General features: G+C 58.7%; 7 protein-coding genes. 1 reads left to right on the top strand and 6 read right to left on the bottom strand.

Annotated features, from left to right (window positions below):
• From NG895_RS18440 to rplU, 5 genes are all read right to left on the bottom strand, one after another.
• Positions 1-4,999: PEP-CTERM sorting domain-containing protein (locus tag NG895_RS18440; protein WP_252853991.1), on the bottom strand; the 4,999-nt coding region annotated here is incomplete at its 3' end.
• A gap of 473 nt (positions 5,000-5,472) precedes the next feature.
• Complete coding sequence (locus NG895_RS18435; RefSeq protein WP_252853990.1) at positions 5,473-8,562, bottom strand: sulfatase-like hydrolase/transferase; 3,090 nt, start codon at positions 8,560-8,562, stop codon at positions 5,473-5,475.
• 597 nt (positions 8,563-9,159) lie between these two features.
• Positions 9,160-10,299, bottom strand: a complete 1,140-nt coding sequence (locus NG895_RS18430; RefSeq protein ID WP_252853989.1) for an aminotransferase class V-fold PLP-dependent enzyme — start codon at positions 10,297-10,299, stop codon at positions 9,160-9,162.
• 122 nt (positions 10,300-10,421) lie between these two features.
• Entirely contained in the window at positions 10,422-14,108 is a 3,687-nt protein-coding gene (locus tag NG895_RS18425; RefSeq protein ID WP_252853988.1) for a mechanosensitive ion channel domain-containing protein, read from the bottom strand.
• Positions 14,109-14,272: 164 nt separating this feature from the next.
• Positions 14,273-14,584: a 50S ribosomal protein L21 gene (gene rplU, locus NG895_RS18420; protein ID WP_252853987.1), complete on the bottom strand. Its 312-nt coding sequence runs from the start codon at positions 14,582-14,584 to the stop codon at positions 14,273-14,275.
• A gap of 291 nt (positions 14,585-14,875) precedes the next feature.
• Between rplU and NG895_RS18415 the strand changes: the two genes are divergently transcribed.
• Positions 14,876-15,517: a hypothetical protein gene (locus NG895_RS18415; RefSeq protein ID WP_252853986.1), complete on the top strand. Its 642-nt coding sequence runs from the start codon at positions 14,876-14,878 to the stop codon at positions 15,515-15,517.
• Between the two features lie 9 nt (positions 15,518-15,526).
• Here NG895_RS18415 and NG895_RS18410 read toward each other — a convergent pair whose 3' ends face one another.
• Positions 15,527-17,350 carry an Rne/Rng family ribonuclease gene (locus NG895_RS18410; protein ID WP_252853985.1) on the bottom strand — a complete coding sequence of 608 codons (1,824 nt, stop codon included), beginning with the start codon at positions 17,348-17,350 and terminating at the stop codon, positions 15,527-15,529.
• Between the last annotated feature and the right edge of the window lie 37 nt (positions 17,351-17,387).

Here is a 17,387-nt window from a genome sequence, read left to right as displayed (position 1 = left end):
ACCGCGCAGTACGGCGACGACGCGAGGCCACCCATCCGAGTGCACCGAGGCCCAAGAGCGAAGCGACGCTCGCCGGCTCGGGCACGGCCGCTGCTGAGTCGTCAAGCGACGCCGAGCCAGGTGTGCCGAAGTTGTCCTTCCACACCTGGTAGTCACCCGGTCCCACGCCGGGCGTGGAATCGCCAGCGTAGTTGATCGCTTCGTCGCTAGTGCTGCCCAGGTTGTTGCGCCACACGATGTAGTCGGCCAGGTCGACCAGTCCGTCCAAATTGAAGTCGCCCGGCAGGACTGCCGACAGCACCAGGTAGAGCTCGTTGCCGCGTTGCTCGATCGCGAAGTCGCTGGCGCTGAAGCCGCCCGATAGCCCGCTGGTGATGATCTGAAGGCGGTCGGGGTCGAAGCCTTCGATCTGGCCTGCCGAGGCGATGAGCCATTCGTTGGACTCATGGGCAAGCGGCTCCCCCGATTCGACCAGTTTCACCGACGAAGGTGGCCGCACGAATGCCGTGTTCTGGAACGTCAGCGTCCCGGTCACGTTCAGCAGGTCCCACCCCTCGCCCGGGCTCGCGCCAGCACCATCGACCTCCCAGACGTACTGGGTGCCCGAATCAAACGTCAGATCGCCATCGATAGTCAGCATGCCGAGCGAGTCGCCGGGCGCGATCGTGGCACTCGTTTTGGTGGTCACATTGGCTTCCAGAATTCCCTCGCCGGAGATGCTTTGGGGCGTGGTGAAGAGAAGGTCTGCCGGCTGTCCATCGTCGAGTAGAGTTAACCGGCGTCCTTCTGTGAGTTGGATGGAGGGACTTAGCGTGAAGGTGTTGTTGCCTTCCAGGCGGAGCGTGGAGTTGTCAGCGCCAGGTTCGATGGTTCCGGATAGTGTTACCAACGAGTCGAAGGACGTAAGGGTCGCTGTGCCGTCGACGATCAGCTGGCCGGTGATCTCAAGTTGTTCGCGTCGCCCTTGGCGGAGATAGTGGATTGCGCCGGCGGAAGTTGCAGGATTGCCTAGCACGCTGAGGGTGACTCCGTCGTGCAGTCGCGTGGTACTAGCGAGACGCGATGCGGGATTGTTGTATGAGCCACTGGGGCGCAGCAGGAAGAAACGGGAGTCGGCCAAGACGTTCAGGTCACCTCTCAGTGTGCCACGGAAACTGATGACACCACCGTTCAAGTCGATGTCCGACAAGACATTGCTACCGAAGTCGAGCATTCCATCGGGCGTGATGGTCACCTTGCTGTCGCCAAAAGTGTACAACCGGTCGATGTATACAGATGCTCCAGCGATGGTGACGTTCCCTGAATAGTCTGGACTAGTGGCCGAAACAGTGGTGTATCCACCGGTGAACAATAGGTCGCCCGTGAACGCATTCAGATCGGCGTTGAACTTCATGCGATTGTCTCCGTAGGCACCATCGACGGTGAGCGTGCCGCTGCCGGTAATTGCGCTGGTGATCATGTTAGTGTCACTTCCCAGCTGTAGCGTCCCTCCGCCTGCCAGCACTTCGATTGGGGCTGAAACTCCACCGCGTCTCTGATTGAATATCGAGCCGCCGTCCAGCCGAATTTTACGGCCCGCGAAGACGGTGTCCGTAGTTCCAGATAACTGAGCTCCCTGACGGATCGTAACGGCATGGCCGTCATCGAGCGGGGCTTCACCAATGTCGCTAGTGATGAGGATACCCTGCTGTATATCGACCGGTCCGGAATGCCCAGCGAGAACGACAGAGAACGTATCGAGCCCGGTCTTCACGATTGGCGCCTCGCCTACGAGTCGTGCCCCAATACCGCCCGATTCGAGCACGATGCTGGTAGGTTGAATAATAGGGGATGATCCATTGGTCGAACCAACAGTGGCGGCATCACGAACCACCAATTCACCCAAATGGAGTGGTTCGTTGGAGTCGAAGTTGAGCCGCAAGTCACCACCGTTGAGTCGGACGTCACCGCCTTCCGGGAGCGCAGTGGAACTGACGATCTCGAGTACTGCATTATTCGAGCTGGAGTTGACTGTGGTCGGACCGCTGTACGTGTTTTTGCCACTTAGAGTCAGGTACGCACTGCCTTCGTCGAAGGTGTTGGAGTAGGTCAAACCAACCGGTATGTCGCCGTTGTCGACGATGTCCGCCTCGATGCGGTGATTGCCGCTGATGAACAGCTCACCACCCGAGTCGACGCCGGCAGTGAGCTCGCCGGGGCCGCTAATGGTTGATTGCAGGTAGTCGACGTCGTGCAAGCCTCCGCTTTCGAGCACGAGCGTATGCCCGTTTAAGTCGATGTTGGTTCCGCGCACTCGCAACGCGTTAATGTTCTTATCCGAAATAAGTGTGGGGGCTGCGTGAAGCAGGTCTACATTGTCCGTGTCCGTGGCCGTCGCAAGGTCGGTCGCATACGAGTAGAGATCGCTGTACGCGACCACGCCACTGAGACCATAAGTGGCAAAGTCGTCTCCACCATAGCGCGCCCAGCCGCCGAGTAGTCCATTGTCAAGCGTCGGAGAAGTGCCCAGCTCAATGCGGGCTCCGTTTCCTTGGCGATGAAACTGGACCATTGCGCCTTGCTCACGCTCGAGCGAGTTGATGCGGAGCGTCGTCGTGCCTGGGCCTCCATCGGGGTGCGTGACGACGATGTCGCTGATACCTCGCGTGCCTCGAACCACGCCCAGCGTTTCGGTTGCCGATTCGGTCGAACTGCCAATTAGCTCAAACCGCATCCCGTCAGTGTAAACTGGCGTGGCGTCGGGAATGCGATCGTTGTGAGCGCCTAGCGCGCTGTTGTCGAGCACGAGTGCGGCTCGTCCACCAGTAGTGCTGAGTCGATTGGAGCCGATGATCATGCTTGTCGAGTTGAGTCGTCCCTCGCCCTCCAGCACCACGTTTCTGCTGTTTATTCGCGTCGCGCCGGTGTAGGTATGCTGGCCCCCCTGGATAGTCAGTTCCGGCCCACGGATGGTGAGTTCGCCGCCATGAATCTTCGCCTCGGGCGCCAGTGTAGAACCAGTGAGCCCAGCGATCGAACTACCTTGGTCGCCAAGAAAGATCTCGCCGCGAAGGGCGGTATTGTCCCACAGAGTCAGCGTTGCTTGCGTGGGCCTCCAATCGGTATTTAATAGTCTTTGGGCCGAGCCATTGGTGTTATGGAGATAGATGTCGCCTAAGTAGTCGGTAGAAGTGTCGATGATCACGGCACTCGAGAAGTGACCGCTGAGGTGAATATCGGATGGAGTCACTCCCGCATCTCCAGAGATGGTAAGGGATCCGCGCTCAACGTCAACTCGCTTGAACTCGGAACCGGCGATGTCTACCAAGAATCCTGGCGTAGTGTCTTTCTTTGTGAGTACCTGTTGCCCTGCGAAGCGTCCACTAAGGACACCGCCGAAGAACTGCAGCTTGTCTGAAATGGTAAGTGTTGCGCCATCGACCACGCTGATCGGCGAGTCATCGAAATAACCTTCGTATTCTAAAAGCCGGGGGTCGAGTGTTACTGCTTCCAGTATGTTGTCGTGACTGACACGCATGCTCGATATTCTATTGCCGCTAACCATGACATAAAAACTGCCACGCGGAGCGCCGAGGTCGCCGGCAAGTTGAAGGGCTCCACCGTTTACAGAGTAGACGTCACCCGCCTGATGGAGCTTGCCTGAGAAGACATGCGGACCGCGGCCGTGGACGAAAATGTCTCCTCGGATTTGCGACTCGCCGCTGATGTCGACGTCTTCGTCCAGGTGCAAGGATCCAGTTCCTTGTACGCCTCCCCGCAGATCGAGTGTGGCGCTCGAATAGGGGGATTCTCCAAGTTGGGCACTGCCTTCGTAAAGAACCGGTGTAGTGAGAATCGCGTGGGCTTCGTCATCACCGTTCAAGGGAACCGCATGTAGGATGCTGCCTTGCATCAACATGATGTTGTGAGAATAGGGATTGTCGCTTGCTGTCAACAAAAGCTTGCCAACCGCCACACGAATGTCCTCACCTCCCCCTCCACCGTCCAGTCCCAGGACGCCTCCGTCAACGAACGTCCCCGAGCTGTTGTCGCCCATGGCTTCCGGGTGGGTGAAGTCGACCGCCATGCCAGCTGGGATGTAGGTTGGACCTTGGTACGACGTTGGGCCATCGATGGTTACGGACTGGGAATACTCCGAGTCAGCAATTGGCTCAAAATGCAGACCGCCTGCACCGGTGATGGTGCCCGTGATGCGGAGATAGTCGCGGTTTGCTGACTTAAAGGTACTATCGCTTTCCAGCTCGATGTTGGCCATGACCAACGTGGAAGTGATGGACGAGTCTGAGCTGACAGCCTGCAAAGCTCCTCCCGCTAGCACGATCTGAGGAAATACGTAGTATTCGCCCCGCTGCCTGGTATCGTACTGCGAGAGGAATGTCAGCGTGCTCCTTTCGGCAACGCGAACCAGTTGGGAACCAGCCAGGGCGTTCACGTCTTCCACTTGAAGGGAACCGTCGTCGACAAGCAGAGAGCCATTCCAGTCGGGAGAGGCTGCCGAGAGCACTACCTGGCCGCCTCCAGATACCGCGACGTCGCCTCCAGGCGACACCAGCCCGCCGGAAAACTCCAGACTGCTTCCCTCCGGCAGTACAATCTCGAGCGTCTCCCCATCGGCAATCGCCCACGGGGTGGCAATCGAGGCATTCCAGGCCGGCTCGTTCGAATCGAGAAGGATGCGCGCCGGGTCGTCGCCGGGTTGGTCGAACGTAAGGACCGAACTACCCGATACCGAACTGAGTCCTCCCTCGGTCGCAAAGTGCAACTCGCCAAGACTCACCGGACCGGTGACCACGGGCATGCCCGTCAGGTCCGTGGCGCCAGGCAGCAGGGCCACATCGCCCGGCAGTTGCGGCACGCCATTGTCCCAGTTGTCGGGGGTGGACCAATCGGTGTCTGGCCCTGCGAGGGTCCAACTGGAGGTGACCGCGAGACTCGATTCAGCGATAGCGAGACTCAACACCGCGGCGGCGGCGAGAGCCATCAAGCGAATTCGGGGCATTTCAAATCGATCTCTGGAGCAGGCTCGGGTAGCACGATTGCGATGATGTCTGGCTACCCAAGTTCTCCAGTTATGAAGCGACAAACAATGGTGATGAAGCACGGCAGCAGCGGTCGCTGCCCTGGTAGCTGGCAAAGTGCGGCCAGCCGCTGAATGCCATACTATCTCACGGCCGATTGGCTTGCAAAGCAGGTCGTCCGAATGCCAGAAAGACCATCGTCGGCTTTCCGAATCCGAAGGGAAAGAACTCCTAAAATACTGCTAGCCACGGTTGGTTGCCAGCGTCTCCCCAATTTGCTCCAGTTCACCCTCCGGCACCTGCTGGTCGTGGGGAACGAACACGGTGCGGTGGAACCAGTGGTCTGGGGCGTCGCCATCCACCACGGTCAGGCCCGAGTGTTGTGAGGCGCGATATCCAGTGTGGTGAATTGAGCAAGCCAGCGTCGCGAAGAGTGGACGGCGTGAGAGCAGTTTCAGGCAGCCATATTCAGCTGCAGCGAAGTTGGACGGAGCGTCCGCAGCAGGCAGAACGCGAATCCAACCGCAAGCAGTACTCCCGTCGGCTCTGGAACAGAGTTCGAGCCGGCGTTGGGGGCCTGCAATGACGCGCCCAAATTGTTGCGCCAAATCGTGTAGTCAGCTATGTCCACTCGTCCATCAAGATTTCCATCTGCACTAGAGGCAGTCGCCGATCCGAACTCCGTCCGCCACAGCTGATAATCTGACGTGTCTACATAACCATCATTGTTGAAATCCCCGGCCAACATCGGAACCGCTAAGGTCAGTATTCGGAGCTGAGTCAGCATATCGGCATCAATCGTCATGTCGAATTCCAACGTGCGAAGATCTTCGCTTATCCGAAACACACCTTCTCCATTGTTTAAGAGGCTTCGATCGCCGGTATCGAACCGTCCAGCTACGCCAAATAGGAGGTCCGTTGCGTCGAGGCTGGACTCTTCGAAAAGTAAGCCAACGATGGGAACGTCAAACGACATCGAGCCCACTAGTGACACATCACCTTGCGCTCCGTCACTACCGTCGTAGTGCACCAAATAGCTTGCGTAGCGCGTGCCAGCGTGCAGCACATTGTTGCCGCCTTGCGATCCTGCACCAAGGATAACTTCAGCGTCCCGTGTTGCGACCACATCCACAATGCCTTGCCCTTCGAACTCACCTACACGCTCATGAAGTAACCGAATAGACCCATCCAGCTCAAAGTCGCCAGAGGCGACACTGACCGGGCGACTAGTGGGGATATCGACAACTCCGGTCGTTGTGGAAACTCCGTACGCAGGGCTTGCCAGCAAAGCGGAGTAAGACTCCTGAATTTCAGCGGGAGTACTGGCGAGATTAGAGAACCTGAAGTACCCGAGTTCGCCCCTAAGACTGCCGCCAGTGAAAGGCAACGCCCCTGCACCAGAGTTCCCGCCCATGCTGCCGGCAGCTGAACTCCCTAGCCTGGCGACATCGAATCCTTTTAAGTACTGGTCCCAAAGCAGCATCGTATCGCCTGACACGCCGTCGGTGCGACCAATGCTGGATCCGTTAACAAAGAGTTCGATGTAGCGATCATTCGGATCATCGCTGATGACGGAGCTTATCAAGACAAAGTCGCGAGTGGGCGATGCAAATTGGTCAAGCTTGCCTGTTACTTCAAGCTGGTCGCCCAGCGATGAGACAACTCGGAAGCGGACATCACTGTGTGTTCCGTCGCCGTCTGCATCTCCAATGGTCAAGGACAGCCCTTGCCCCGTCGTGCCGGTTTCAAACAACATGTGGTCCTGTGTCATGTCGTCCAGGCGGACAAGTGCTTCAAACGTGACCGAATGGTCGAAATCGGCCTCGCCGGATGGAAATCGATCGCCACAACATCGCTCAGTGCGCTCACCAACATGAAAGAATCTCCGCCCCAGCCCATCGTCGCCCGTGAATTCAATCGCTCTTGCTGGTGCGTTTACAAGATGCGACTGAACCGAAACTTGCTGTGGTAGGTCGGCGTCGTCGACCTTCTCAAAGGACTCTCGCCATCGGTGATCGATATCCGTTACCGCGCGCCAAGTATCGGCATTGTTCCCCAACTGGTCCCCACGCCAAACAATTTCTGTGGGTTTTGCCACATCGTAGGCTAACGAAACATCCGCATCTTGAATCCAATTGTCCAGCAATTGAGCAAGTTCGGCCGTTTTCGCTGGATTGCTTGCGGACAAATCAACACTGGAGGACGTTTCGGTTTCCGTGAACGTGGCACTTAGATCGAATAAGTAATCCCTATCAGGATTCCCGTTTTCTCCTTGTATGCGTAGCAGTTTGTAATCGCCGGCTCGCACTGCGTACATCGGCCGTACGCGATAGTTCGCAGATATCCCCATATTCTGCGGTTGCGCGAAGAAGATGGCGCCATTTTCGGAGTACTGTCGTTCCAAGAACTCGACTCCGGCAGGGAGTTCGCCGTTGTTCTCCAGGAGCGGCCGAAGGCTTGCACCCTCTATTCCTTCTTGAAACTCGGATGAATTTCCGGCCAAGTCGCTGATCGTGGCGTAGAGGTCCACCGTTGTGACAGGCGTTCGGCTAAGCGAGTTCGCGGCAATGCCAGGACCACTGATGATTAGAGGCGTTCTGATGCCACCTTCCATCAAATGCTGCTTCTGGCCATTCAATGGTGTATTCAGGCTGTACCGGTTCGCAGCGCCATTGTCTGACGCGTAAATGATATACGTGTTGTCAGAGAGCCCCAAGCTGTCAACGTGGTCAATCAACTGGCCTACCGCGGTATCGAGCGCTTCCGTAAAGGCGGCATAGGTTGCACTCTTGTGGATAGAACCGGGTTCCATAGCTTCGTACTTCTCGATCACCGACGCTTGCCCTTCGATAGGCTCGTGAACAGCGAAATGAGCTAACGAGAGAAAGAACGGTTCGCTAGAGGCCACGCGGTCATCAATAAAGGAGACTGCGGCCTCTGTTCTGGTGAAAACACTTCCCGGATCTTCCTTGCCGATTTCAGGATCGCGCGACGCAAAATCGAAATAGTCGTAGCCCATCAGTAGGGGGGCATCGGGTTCCATATGCCATTTTCCAATGTGCCCAGTCACGTAGTTGGCATTTCCCCCCTTTACTCTCATTGGAAGCGTTTCAAACGACGTGTCGAGCGATCGCCACTCTACTGGCACCAAGGGCAAGGGGGCAAAGGAACGCACACCAGCCGGGTGTACAATGTCAGTCACGCTCAATTGTCCGGGACTGCGACCTGTTAGGAGCGCCGAGCGAGTTGGAGAACAGATCGACGCCGCCGAGTAAGCGTCGGAAAATCGCATGCCGCCTGCAGCTAACGCTTCCAAGTTTGGAGTTTGGTAGAAATCGCTTGCCGATCTGGGATCGTCCGGAATCATACGAACTGACGTACCGTTCCACGACTGGTCGTCCGCCAGAATCATGATGATGTTCGGCGGTGTGTCATCTGCTTGCACTTGGATAAAGGCAAATTGCACAGTCGCAATGACGGTAATCGAGAAGGCACGCAGAGTAATCTGGCCCATCGGCTTGAAGAACGCGAACTGACTGGTCATTGAATTTCAATCGGTTGTGCTGAGCAACAAGCTGCGCAGACAGCCTGTAAGCGAACGGCTCTGGATACGGGGTTTGCCCAAAGGCGAAGTGCTCTCGATGATCCGGTCACTGCGGAAAACGCGGGCACTGCTTGAAGTCTTATGGCGAACAAGTTCTTGCCCGTCTCCAAGCCGCAAGCTTCAGCAGTCCGAATGGCAGCAGAGCAATTCGGCAAGTAATTAATCTATTGTGTGCTGGCGGTGTCATAGAGCATTGTCTAGTCGTCCGGCCAATTCCAAATGTCGAGTTGTCTTAGACGCGTGCGTGCGTCTCAAGCAAAACAACTATTATCCAATTACGACCTGGTAAATTGGTATAATAATTGCCCCCTTTGCAAAGGTCAATGAAACTGCATCGATTCACCTCCTGGCGGACGGCAGGTATCGACCGCCTTCAGGAGTGCCCGACTCGCTCTTTGTGGGAATTTTTATAGAATCTCAATCCTTTCTGTGGGCTAGTTTGTCGCCCGAGTGTTAGCCCGACGTGCTTAGGCCGACGCGGATTGCCACATTGAAGCCATCTGCCTCCTCTAAGCTTCTCTCTGGCGGCCTTGGGCTTCAATCTTGGGATCGACCGACGATATCGCCACAGCCCGCCAACTGCCCCTCCGGCACCTGCTGGTCGTGGGGAACGAACACTGTGCGGTGGAACCAGTGGTCTGGGGCGTCGCCATCCACCACGGTCAGGCCCGAGTGTTGTGAGGCGTCGAAGCCTGCCCGGCGGAGGGTTTGCACGACTTCGTCTGTCTGCTCGCACACCAACGGAAATACCCAAAACGTGTGTGTGGGATTGTCGCATCCGGCGGCGTAGCTATTCTCACCAAGGGAATCGGATAGCTTGCGACCTCGTTCGGTGCGCTCCGCGATGTGTGCAAGGTTGAAGTGCTGCAGGCGATGGGCCATCAACCGCACCAGCGCTGCACAAGGTTGTTGCCGCAGGTGCTGAAAGAGCGACTCGTCGGGGAAGCCGCGGGCGGAGTGTCCGACGAACGCATCGGCGTCGCCGCCGGTGTGATCGATCAACCAGACAAGCGCGGAAAACAGGGGGCGGCTGGAGAGCAATTTTAGTCCACCCATCTTCATGACCCGCATCAGGTAGCTGGCCGTCGATTGCCGCGGCCACTGGCGGGAGATGGCCTGCATCTGTTGCCGCAGCGTCGTGTCTTTCACCAGGGCGACCCCACCACCGAGCGCGGTGGCCGTCTTGATGGGGCCGAAGCTGTACAGGCTGGCGGCGGCCGCAGCGTGGCGGGTGAGTGTGCCTGTTGCGAGCGCCTGGGCGCAGTCCTCCACCAGCAACACTCCCCGCTCTCGGCACAGCGCGCCGATTTCGTCCAGCGGCATGCGCGAGCCGTACAAGTGAGCCACAACCAATAGTCGGGTGCGGGGCGTGAGTCGCCGCGCGACTTCGTCGACGTGCACTGTGAGCGTGCGCGGCTCGATGGGCACTGCCACCGGCAGCAGGTCGTGCTCGCGTACGATGCGGGCCATATGGGGCACCGTGACCTCGCTCAGCAGGACCTCGCTGCCACTGGGCAGGTCGAGCGCCGAGAGTAACAGATCGAACGCCGAACGAACCGATAGCGTTACCAGTGACTCGGGCCCCAGGTCGACTTCCACACGGCGGGGCGAAAGCGAATAGCCCACCGCCCGCAGCAGGTCGCGCCAGGTGATATCGATCCTGAGCCGAGGATACATGGAGCCGGTGGGGGCAGAGTAGGGTGAAAGCGTGGCTGTTCGCTTTGGTGTTCGCCGGGTGGCGACGTTTATTGTACCCTGTGGCGTGGCTGCTGAGTTTCAGCAAAATCGTCGGCCATCGATCACTGCGGTGCATCGGCCTTGGTTGGTACCTCGGGATGGCCGTTGCTGTTCGATTTATCCGCCGCTACGGCGGGAGGAGTCGCCCACTCGGGCGGCATGCTGCGAATGTGCAAGTCGCGTTGCGGGAAGGCGATCTCGATACCTTCGGCGTTAAACCGCTTGTTAATGGCAGTGTGAAGCTCGGAGATGATGAAGATCCGCCGCTCCAGGTTGGGTAAGTAGCAACGGACCACCAAGTCGAGCGTGCTGTCGCCAAATCCCTCGAAGGTGATGACTGGCCCCGGATCCTTCAGCACATCATCATGTCCGCCAATAATCTCGTGCAGCAGTTCGATGGCCCGCTCGGTGTCGCTGCCGTAGGCAATGCCAACGTTAATGACGACACGATTCGTCTGGTCGGACAGCGTCCAGTTTAACAGCCGCTCGGTGACCAGGTCTTTATTGGGCACCACGTATTCCTTGCGGTCCCAGTCGACGATGGTGGTGGCCCGCATGCGGATGCGATTGACGATGCCGGTCTTATCGCCCAGCGTGATGATGTCGCCCACGCGGATGGGGCGTTCGAACAGCAGAATGATGCCCGAGACGAAGTTCGCAAAGATCTCCTGCAAACCGAAGCCCAGACCAACACCCATTGCAGCGATCAGCCAACCGAGGCTTGCGCCAATTTCCATCAGCGCGCCAGCAATCACGATACCGATGGTCAGGATGGCGTACCGCACCAGGGTGGAGATCGCATACCGCGCCCCCTGGTCGATAGGCAGGTGTTGCAGCACGGCCAGTTCCAGCACGCTGGGGATGTCGCGCACGGCCACGTACGTGATCAGCAGCGTCAACAGGGCCCGCATCAGGTGGCCCCAGGTGGTGGGCGTGTCGTGGTCGCCCGTGCCCGGCAGGGGGATGGCATCGAGCCAGGCGAGGGCCGGGAAGACGTCTTGCCAGATGAACACCGCCCCCACGACACCGGCCACGAACAGCAGTACTCGCAGCAGCTTGCGGGTCGCTTCGCTCAAAGCCGTGAGGTCGACCGTGTCCTCGGGCACTTCAATGGCCGCCGTCAAATCCTCTCCCTCGGCGGCGGCTGCCGCCTGGGCATGGGCCCGTCGCTGACGAGCTTGCTCGCGGGCCAGTTGACGACGATTCAATAGCACCCAACGCCGCAACAGACCGCCGGCAATCATCAGCACCAGCAGCATGGCGGCCGTTTGCAGCGAGCGTTCGGCCAGTTGTTCGGCCGTATAGTAGTAGCCCATGGCCGCCACAATGGCCAAGGCCACCGGCAGCAGCACCAGCGCCGGACGCCATATCCGGTGCATATTCAGTAGCCAGTTCTCCGTGCCGCGATCGAGCGCTTGGTAGATAGCGCTGTTGTTGGTTAGCAGCAACCGCCACAGGGCAAACGTCGTGTAGGCCATGACAATCAGGAACAACACCCGCCCCAGCGATTCGCTCCACAACGGCTCGGTGCCTTGCGCATCAAGCCCCACAAACCAGAATACCAATGGTACTATCAGCACTGGCACCCATCGCAGGTAGCGTCGCAGTTGCAATAGCGCCGAACGCGGCCAACCCAGATGTGCCTCGGCCAGTCCGTCGCTCCGGCAGCTTTGTCGAAAGAACTCTGCCAGCAGCAGTATCCAGGCTGCGGTGCGGCTGGATTGCGACAAGGCGATGGTGAATTCCGACTCGATGACTGCCCCCCGCAACATCCAACCAATGCCCCACACCACCAGCGGCCAGGGCAGCGAAACCACCAGTGTGAGCCACAGGGTACGAAGCGAGGGCCAGAACTCAGTGCAACTGCGTTTGGCGGCTTCGACGCCCAGCTCTTTGATTTGCTTGCGAGCTTTTCGCTGGAAATAGATCAGCAGCAGAAAGGCGGCGATCAGCATTCCTACCATCAGTGCTTCGCGGTAGGCGGCATTGCGAAGGTCGACCAGCGCCTGGCGCCAATTGGCGGGGCTGAGGCTCCAGAACATCGCGTCGATGCCGTGGCTCAAGTACAGCGGCTTCCAGTTGCTGATCGACTGAGGTTGGCCCAACTGGATCTGCGACGCCCAAAGTGGCCGGCAACTGCGAATCCACAAGTCACGCTGCGCAATGAAATCGCGAAGGTTTTCTGTGTTTCTGCGGAGAGTCTCCTTGGCCGTAACCAGCTCCTGCAGTTTCTCTTCCAGTTTGTCCAGGTTGGCGTTGTAGTTCTTGAGATAGTCGACCTGGCTGGCGAGCATTTCGCGAATGACCGGTTCCGCTTCAGCGCGGTCTTCGGGCCGAACGTTCGCCAGCATCTTCTCCGCCACTCTGTTGGCGTCTTCCAGCTCGCTCAGTTGTTGCGAGGCCAGATACTGCCGGTAAGCGACGTCGTTTTTCTGCGACGTTCGCTGCGTGGCGTCGCGGCGAAGCTGTGCCTCGCGCGGCAACTTCGCGCGTTGATCGCGGAGCAACTGGCCGCTGGCCTGAGTTAGACTGCCATCGCCAAACCGCGATACAAACGTATCGTAGGTTGTCGTGAGGCTGGTGTTCCGACTGTTGGCCTCGTCGATCTCGTGCTGCACCTTGTCCAACTCGGTGGTGGCGTCTTGCACCTGCTCGGTGAGTCCTTGGTTGAACTTGGCCAGGTCTCCGAGCGAGTCGGGATTTCGCGCGATCAGTTGCTTGTTCCGATCGGCTTGTGCTTCCGCTGTCCGCCGCTGCTCATCGGCCGCCTGCTTGCGACGCTCGCTCAGCTCGTTGCGGGCGGCGGCCAGTTGTTTGGCATAGATGTCCGCCTTGCGCTTGGCCAGTTCGAGCTCCAAATCGTATGCTTCCTGGCCAAGCAGCAGCGCTTTGCGTTTCTCGGCCAGGGCCTTGATTTCCTTCTCCAGTTTGGCGGCCCGCTGCGTGAGCGCGACCCGGCGGGCATTGGTTACCTCGTTGGTGATTTCGGTGATTTCCGAAAGGTCGCTGAGCACCTGGTTGAGTCGTTGCTCCAGCTCCTGACGCGTTGCCTGATAGTTGCTGAGGAACTTCTTGCGGGTGGCTGGCGCCGCCTCCAGCTCTTTGACAATCTTGCTCCACTTGTTGGCCGCGGTCTCGTAAACGGTGGCCTTTTCTTCCAGTGCTGGTGTCTCGGCTTGCTTGATATCGAACGGCGCCAGCATCTTGCTCTTGAGCGCCTCGAGCGGCTGGGCCAACTCACGCTCGTACCAACCCTTGGAACGGCCGGCGATGGGCTTGGACTCGTCGTTGTCGTTGTCTGTGGTGTACTCGGTCGACCACTTGGCTAATTCGTCCTGCTGCTTCTTTAGTTCGGTGGTCGCTTGCAACGCGTCCTGGTAGAACTTTTTCGCGTCGCCCTTCTCGGCATCCGACAATTGCAGGCTGTCGATCCGCGACAGACGTTCTTCGATCTGTTCGGGCGTGAAGATCTCGCGATCTGGCGGGGTTGTATCCCTTTCGTCGGAAGCTTCTTCTGACTCAGCTGGCGTGGATTGGTCTGTGGCCGCCGCCTGTGCCGGGGCGGTTGGTTGCTGGTTGGTTGCCGCTGGTTGCTGCTGCGGCGCGGTGGATTGCTGTGCTGGTGCTGAATCGCTGCGCAAGGGATTCGGCGCAGTCTGGGTGGGGAACTGCTGACCGTGCGCTGGTCCGGCCAGCAGCACCAGTAACAGAGTCTGTAGAAGCAACCTTCGTTGCGCTAGCCGAGTCATGCCATCGTCCCTGGGCTATCTGAGCTACTGAGTCGTGAGGCTTCAGCATGAAGTAAATCGCACCGCGGCGAAAGGTGCGTTTACAGCGGATCGCCGCGCATGCAAACGCCGCGGTCCGCTTGAGGCAAACCGCGGCGTGATAATGACTTATATCGTACCGGCTGCTAGCAGGAGATTTCCGCAATCTTCACGCGGGTGAACATCGCGCGGTGGCCCGTGCGGCGGCGGCTGTTCTTACGACGACGCATCTTTTGCACGCTAATCTTCTCGCCCTGGGTGGTGCCGACGATCTCGGCTACCACGCTGGCGCCCTCGACGGTGGGGCTGCCGAGCTTCACGTCGTCGGTGCCGCCGATGGCCAGCACACGGTCAAAGGTCAGCTTTTCGCCCTTGGCAACGTCCCGGTAGGCCAGATCGATTTCTTGACCTTTTTCGACTTTCAGTTGGCGACCACCGTCGGCGATAATGGCATACATCGGTTAGGGTTCCTGCCTGTAGAGGCTGTGAATCGTGAGTATTTGAGAGTCCCGAAGTATAACCGACTGCCGAGGGGGGCAAAAGGGGGTGAAACGCCGCCTATCCGGCGGGTTTCAAGGCTAAACCGGTCCTTGCCCTGCTGGCCTTCCCGCAGGCTCGCGGACGGCGTGGCGTCCGGCTGGTGATGGTAACCGATCCGATGGCCCCAATGTTTAGGGCTTACCATCGAATACCACTTTGCCGCTGAATGCCAATCATCAATCGCTTGCCGCGCAGGAGTTTGACACCCAATGCCCATCTCTCAAGCCATTTTGCCGCTTCGCCTGGTCTTCTGGGGAGGGCTGCTCTGCGTGCTCGACTTCACCTTCAGCTATTCGACTACCGTCAACGGCCACACCTCGGGCGTGAGGTTTGACATTTTGAACGACCTGCTAGGAATGCTGCTGTTGACTTTTGGGGTCTACCGCCTGAAGCAGTTCGACCTCGACGGCAAGTACCGCGACTACATGCGGATCGTGCTGGTCGTCAGCATGATCAACTGCGTGATCGCCCTAATGGATCACTTTGTGTTCTCAAGGCCCACATTGCTATCGGTGGGCGAGCAACTCGTCTCCATTGTAACCTTGGTGGCCACGGTCCTGTTCTGCACGGCCATGATGCAACTGGCACAGGCTTATGCGTTGCACCGCTCCGCGGAGAGCTGGCAATTCACGCGACTGCTGGTGATCGTCATCTGGGCGATCCCATTCGGCCTGCTGTACTTGTCGACGCTGGGCGCATTGGTCGTCGGCGAGTCGTTCCCCTTCAGCATCGGCCTGTTGGTGATTCCGGTTTTACTGGCGATGCTGGTGCCGCTCGTGCACCTCTTCATCTCCACCTCGCGGATGAAGCGTGAAGCGCAGCACGCCAGCCCTCTGGAGCAGGCGTACTGATCGGGTGGTTCAAACTCCGTCGACCAGTACTACCCGGCCGGCTTCGTCTTCGCACACGATCTCCAGATGCTCGGGCGAGATGCCTTCGCTGCCGTTGACGTAGACCACCATCTTGTAGTCGTCTTCCAGCTGGGCCAGTTCCCGGCGTTTGCGGTTGTTCAGGTAGGCGGCCACTTCCTCCTCGACCGAGACCGTCACCTTGCTCACGCGCTCCCCCTGCGAAGCCATCATCAGCTTGCGGACCACCTCGATGGCCATGCTCTCGGCGCTCTTCACCAAACCGGCGCCGCTGCAACTGGGGCACTCCTTGAAGACGCTCCGCTTCAAACTTGGGCGAATCCGCTGGCGAGTCATCTCGATCAGACCAAACGGGCTGATCCGCAGAATTTTGGTGCGTGCCCGATCTCGCTTCACGGCGTCGCGCAGCGTCCGCTCCACGATGCGGCGGTGACGATCTTTCCGCATGTCGATAAAGTCGTTCACTACCACTCCGCCCAGGTCGCGCAGCCGCAACTGGCGGGCGATTTCGCGGGCGGCAATCTGGTTGAGTTGGAAGGCCGACTCTTCGGCCGAGCCATCGGTGCGGAAGCTGCCGCTGTTCACGTCGATGGCCACCAGCGCTTCGGTTTGATCGATTACCAGCGAGCCGCCGCCCTTCAGGGGCACTTTCCGCTGATTGATCTGCGCGATCTCTTCGTCGATCTTGTACTTGTGGAACAGCGGATCGCGGCCTTCGTACAGCTGCAGCCGGCTGACGTAGCGGGGCATCACGATCTGCAGGAATTCCTTCGCCCGTTCGTAGGCGGCGGGCTCGTCGATGTGAATGGCATCCACATCCGCGGTAAAAATATCGCGGATGGTGCGGATGATCATGTCGCTTTCTTCGTAGATGTCCGTCGGCGCTTCGGCGCTCTTGATGCGACGGACAATCGTCTTCCACAACCGCAATAGATAAGCCAGGTCGCGGGAGATCTCTTTCTTGGTTCGGTCGGTGCCTGCAGTGCGGACGATGAATCCCAGGCCCTTCGGCGGATTGAGTTCGCGGAGGATGTCGCGCAATCGGCGGCGGTCATCGTCGCTTTCGATCTTGCGCGACACGCCAATCCGGCCGAGTGCCGGCATCAGCACCACGTAGCGGCCGGGAATGCTGATATAGGTCGACAGGGTGGGGCCCTTGGTGCCGATACCTTCCTTGATCACTTGCACGACCACTTCGTCGCCGCGTTGGAAGATGTCCTGAATAGGGGGCTTCACTCGCGGGCGGACGCCTGCCCGGCGGCGGTTGTTGTTGCGCGAGGGGCGCGGTCCCGACTCGTCGACATCGTCGTCATCGCTGTCGATATCCAGGTCGTTCGACACCTTGTCGGGAATCTGCGTGCCGTCGTTTTGAATGGGTTTGTCCGGGTCGAAACCGCCCTGGCGGAAGTACTGCGGCTCCACATCGCTGATATGCAGGAAGCCGTTGCGGCCGACGCCGAAGTCGACGAACGCCGCCTGGATGCTTGGTTCCAGGTTGACGATCTTGCCCTTGTAGATGTTGCCGACGTAGTTGTCCTGGCTGCTGCGTTCGACGTACAGCTCTTCCAGCACGCCGTCTTCCAGAATGCCGATGCGGCACTCTTCGGGCTGGGCCACGTTGATCAGCATTTCCTGCTTGATCGTGGCTTTCTTTTCTTTGGTATCCGATTTTACTTTCTTCCGACCGGATGCCACTTTCTTTTTCTTCGTGCGACGGCGGCGGCGCTTTGGCGGAGCATTGCCATCATCGGCCACGGCACGCAGGCCGCCCGGATCGTCGGGTTCAATATCGGGTTGGGGGGCAGGTGAGTCCATGCTTGACACTTGTTTGTCTCTCTTGTGGATAAGTGAA

Source organism: Aeoliella straminimaris, assembly GCF_024054565.1.
Taxonomy (GTDB): Bacteria; Planctomycetota; Planctomycetia; order Pirellulales; family Lacipirellulaceae; genus Aeoliella; species Aeoliella straminimaris.
The sequence above is the reverse complement of the archived record's forward strand: the minus strand, read 5'-3'. Positions and strand labels throughout refer to the sequence as shown.

What these genes read in the sequence shown, in the direction of transcription:
- rplU (WP_252853987.1), bottom strand. Translation starts at nt 14,584, where the DNA reads ATGTATGCCATTATCGCCGACGGTGGTCGCCAACTGAAAGTCGAAAAA.
- NG895_RS18415 (WP_252853986.1), top strand. Translation starts at nt 14,876, where the DNA reads ATGCCCATCTCTCAAGCCATTTTGCCGCTTCGCCTGGTCTTCTGGGGA.
- NG895_RS18430 (WP_252853989.1), bottom strand. Translation starts at nt 10,299, where the DNA reads ATGTATCCTCGGCTCAGGATCGATATCACCTGGCGCGACCTGCTGCGG.
- NG895_RS18435 (WP_252853990.1), bottom strand. Translation starts at nt 8,562, where the DNA reads ATGACCAGTCAGTTCGCGTTCTTCAAGCCGATGGGCCAGATTACTCTG.
- NG895_RS18410 (WP_252853985.1), bottom strand. Translation starts at nt 17,350, where the DNA reads ATGGACTCACCTGCCCCCCAACCCGATATTGAACCCGACGATCCGGGC.
- NG895_RS18425 (WP_252853988.1), bottom strand. Translation starts at nt 14,108, where the DNA reads ATGACTCGGCTAGCGCAACGAAGGTTGCTTCTACAGACTCTGTTACTG.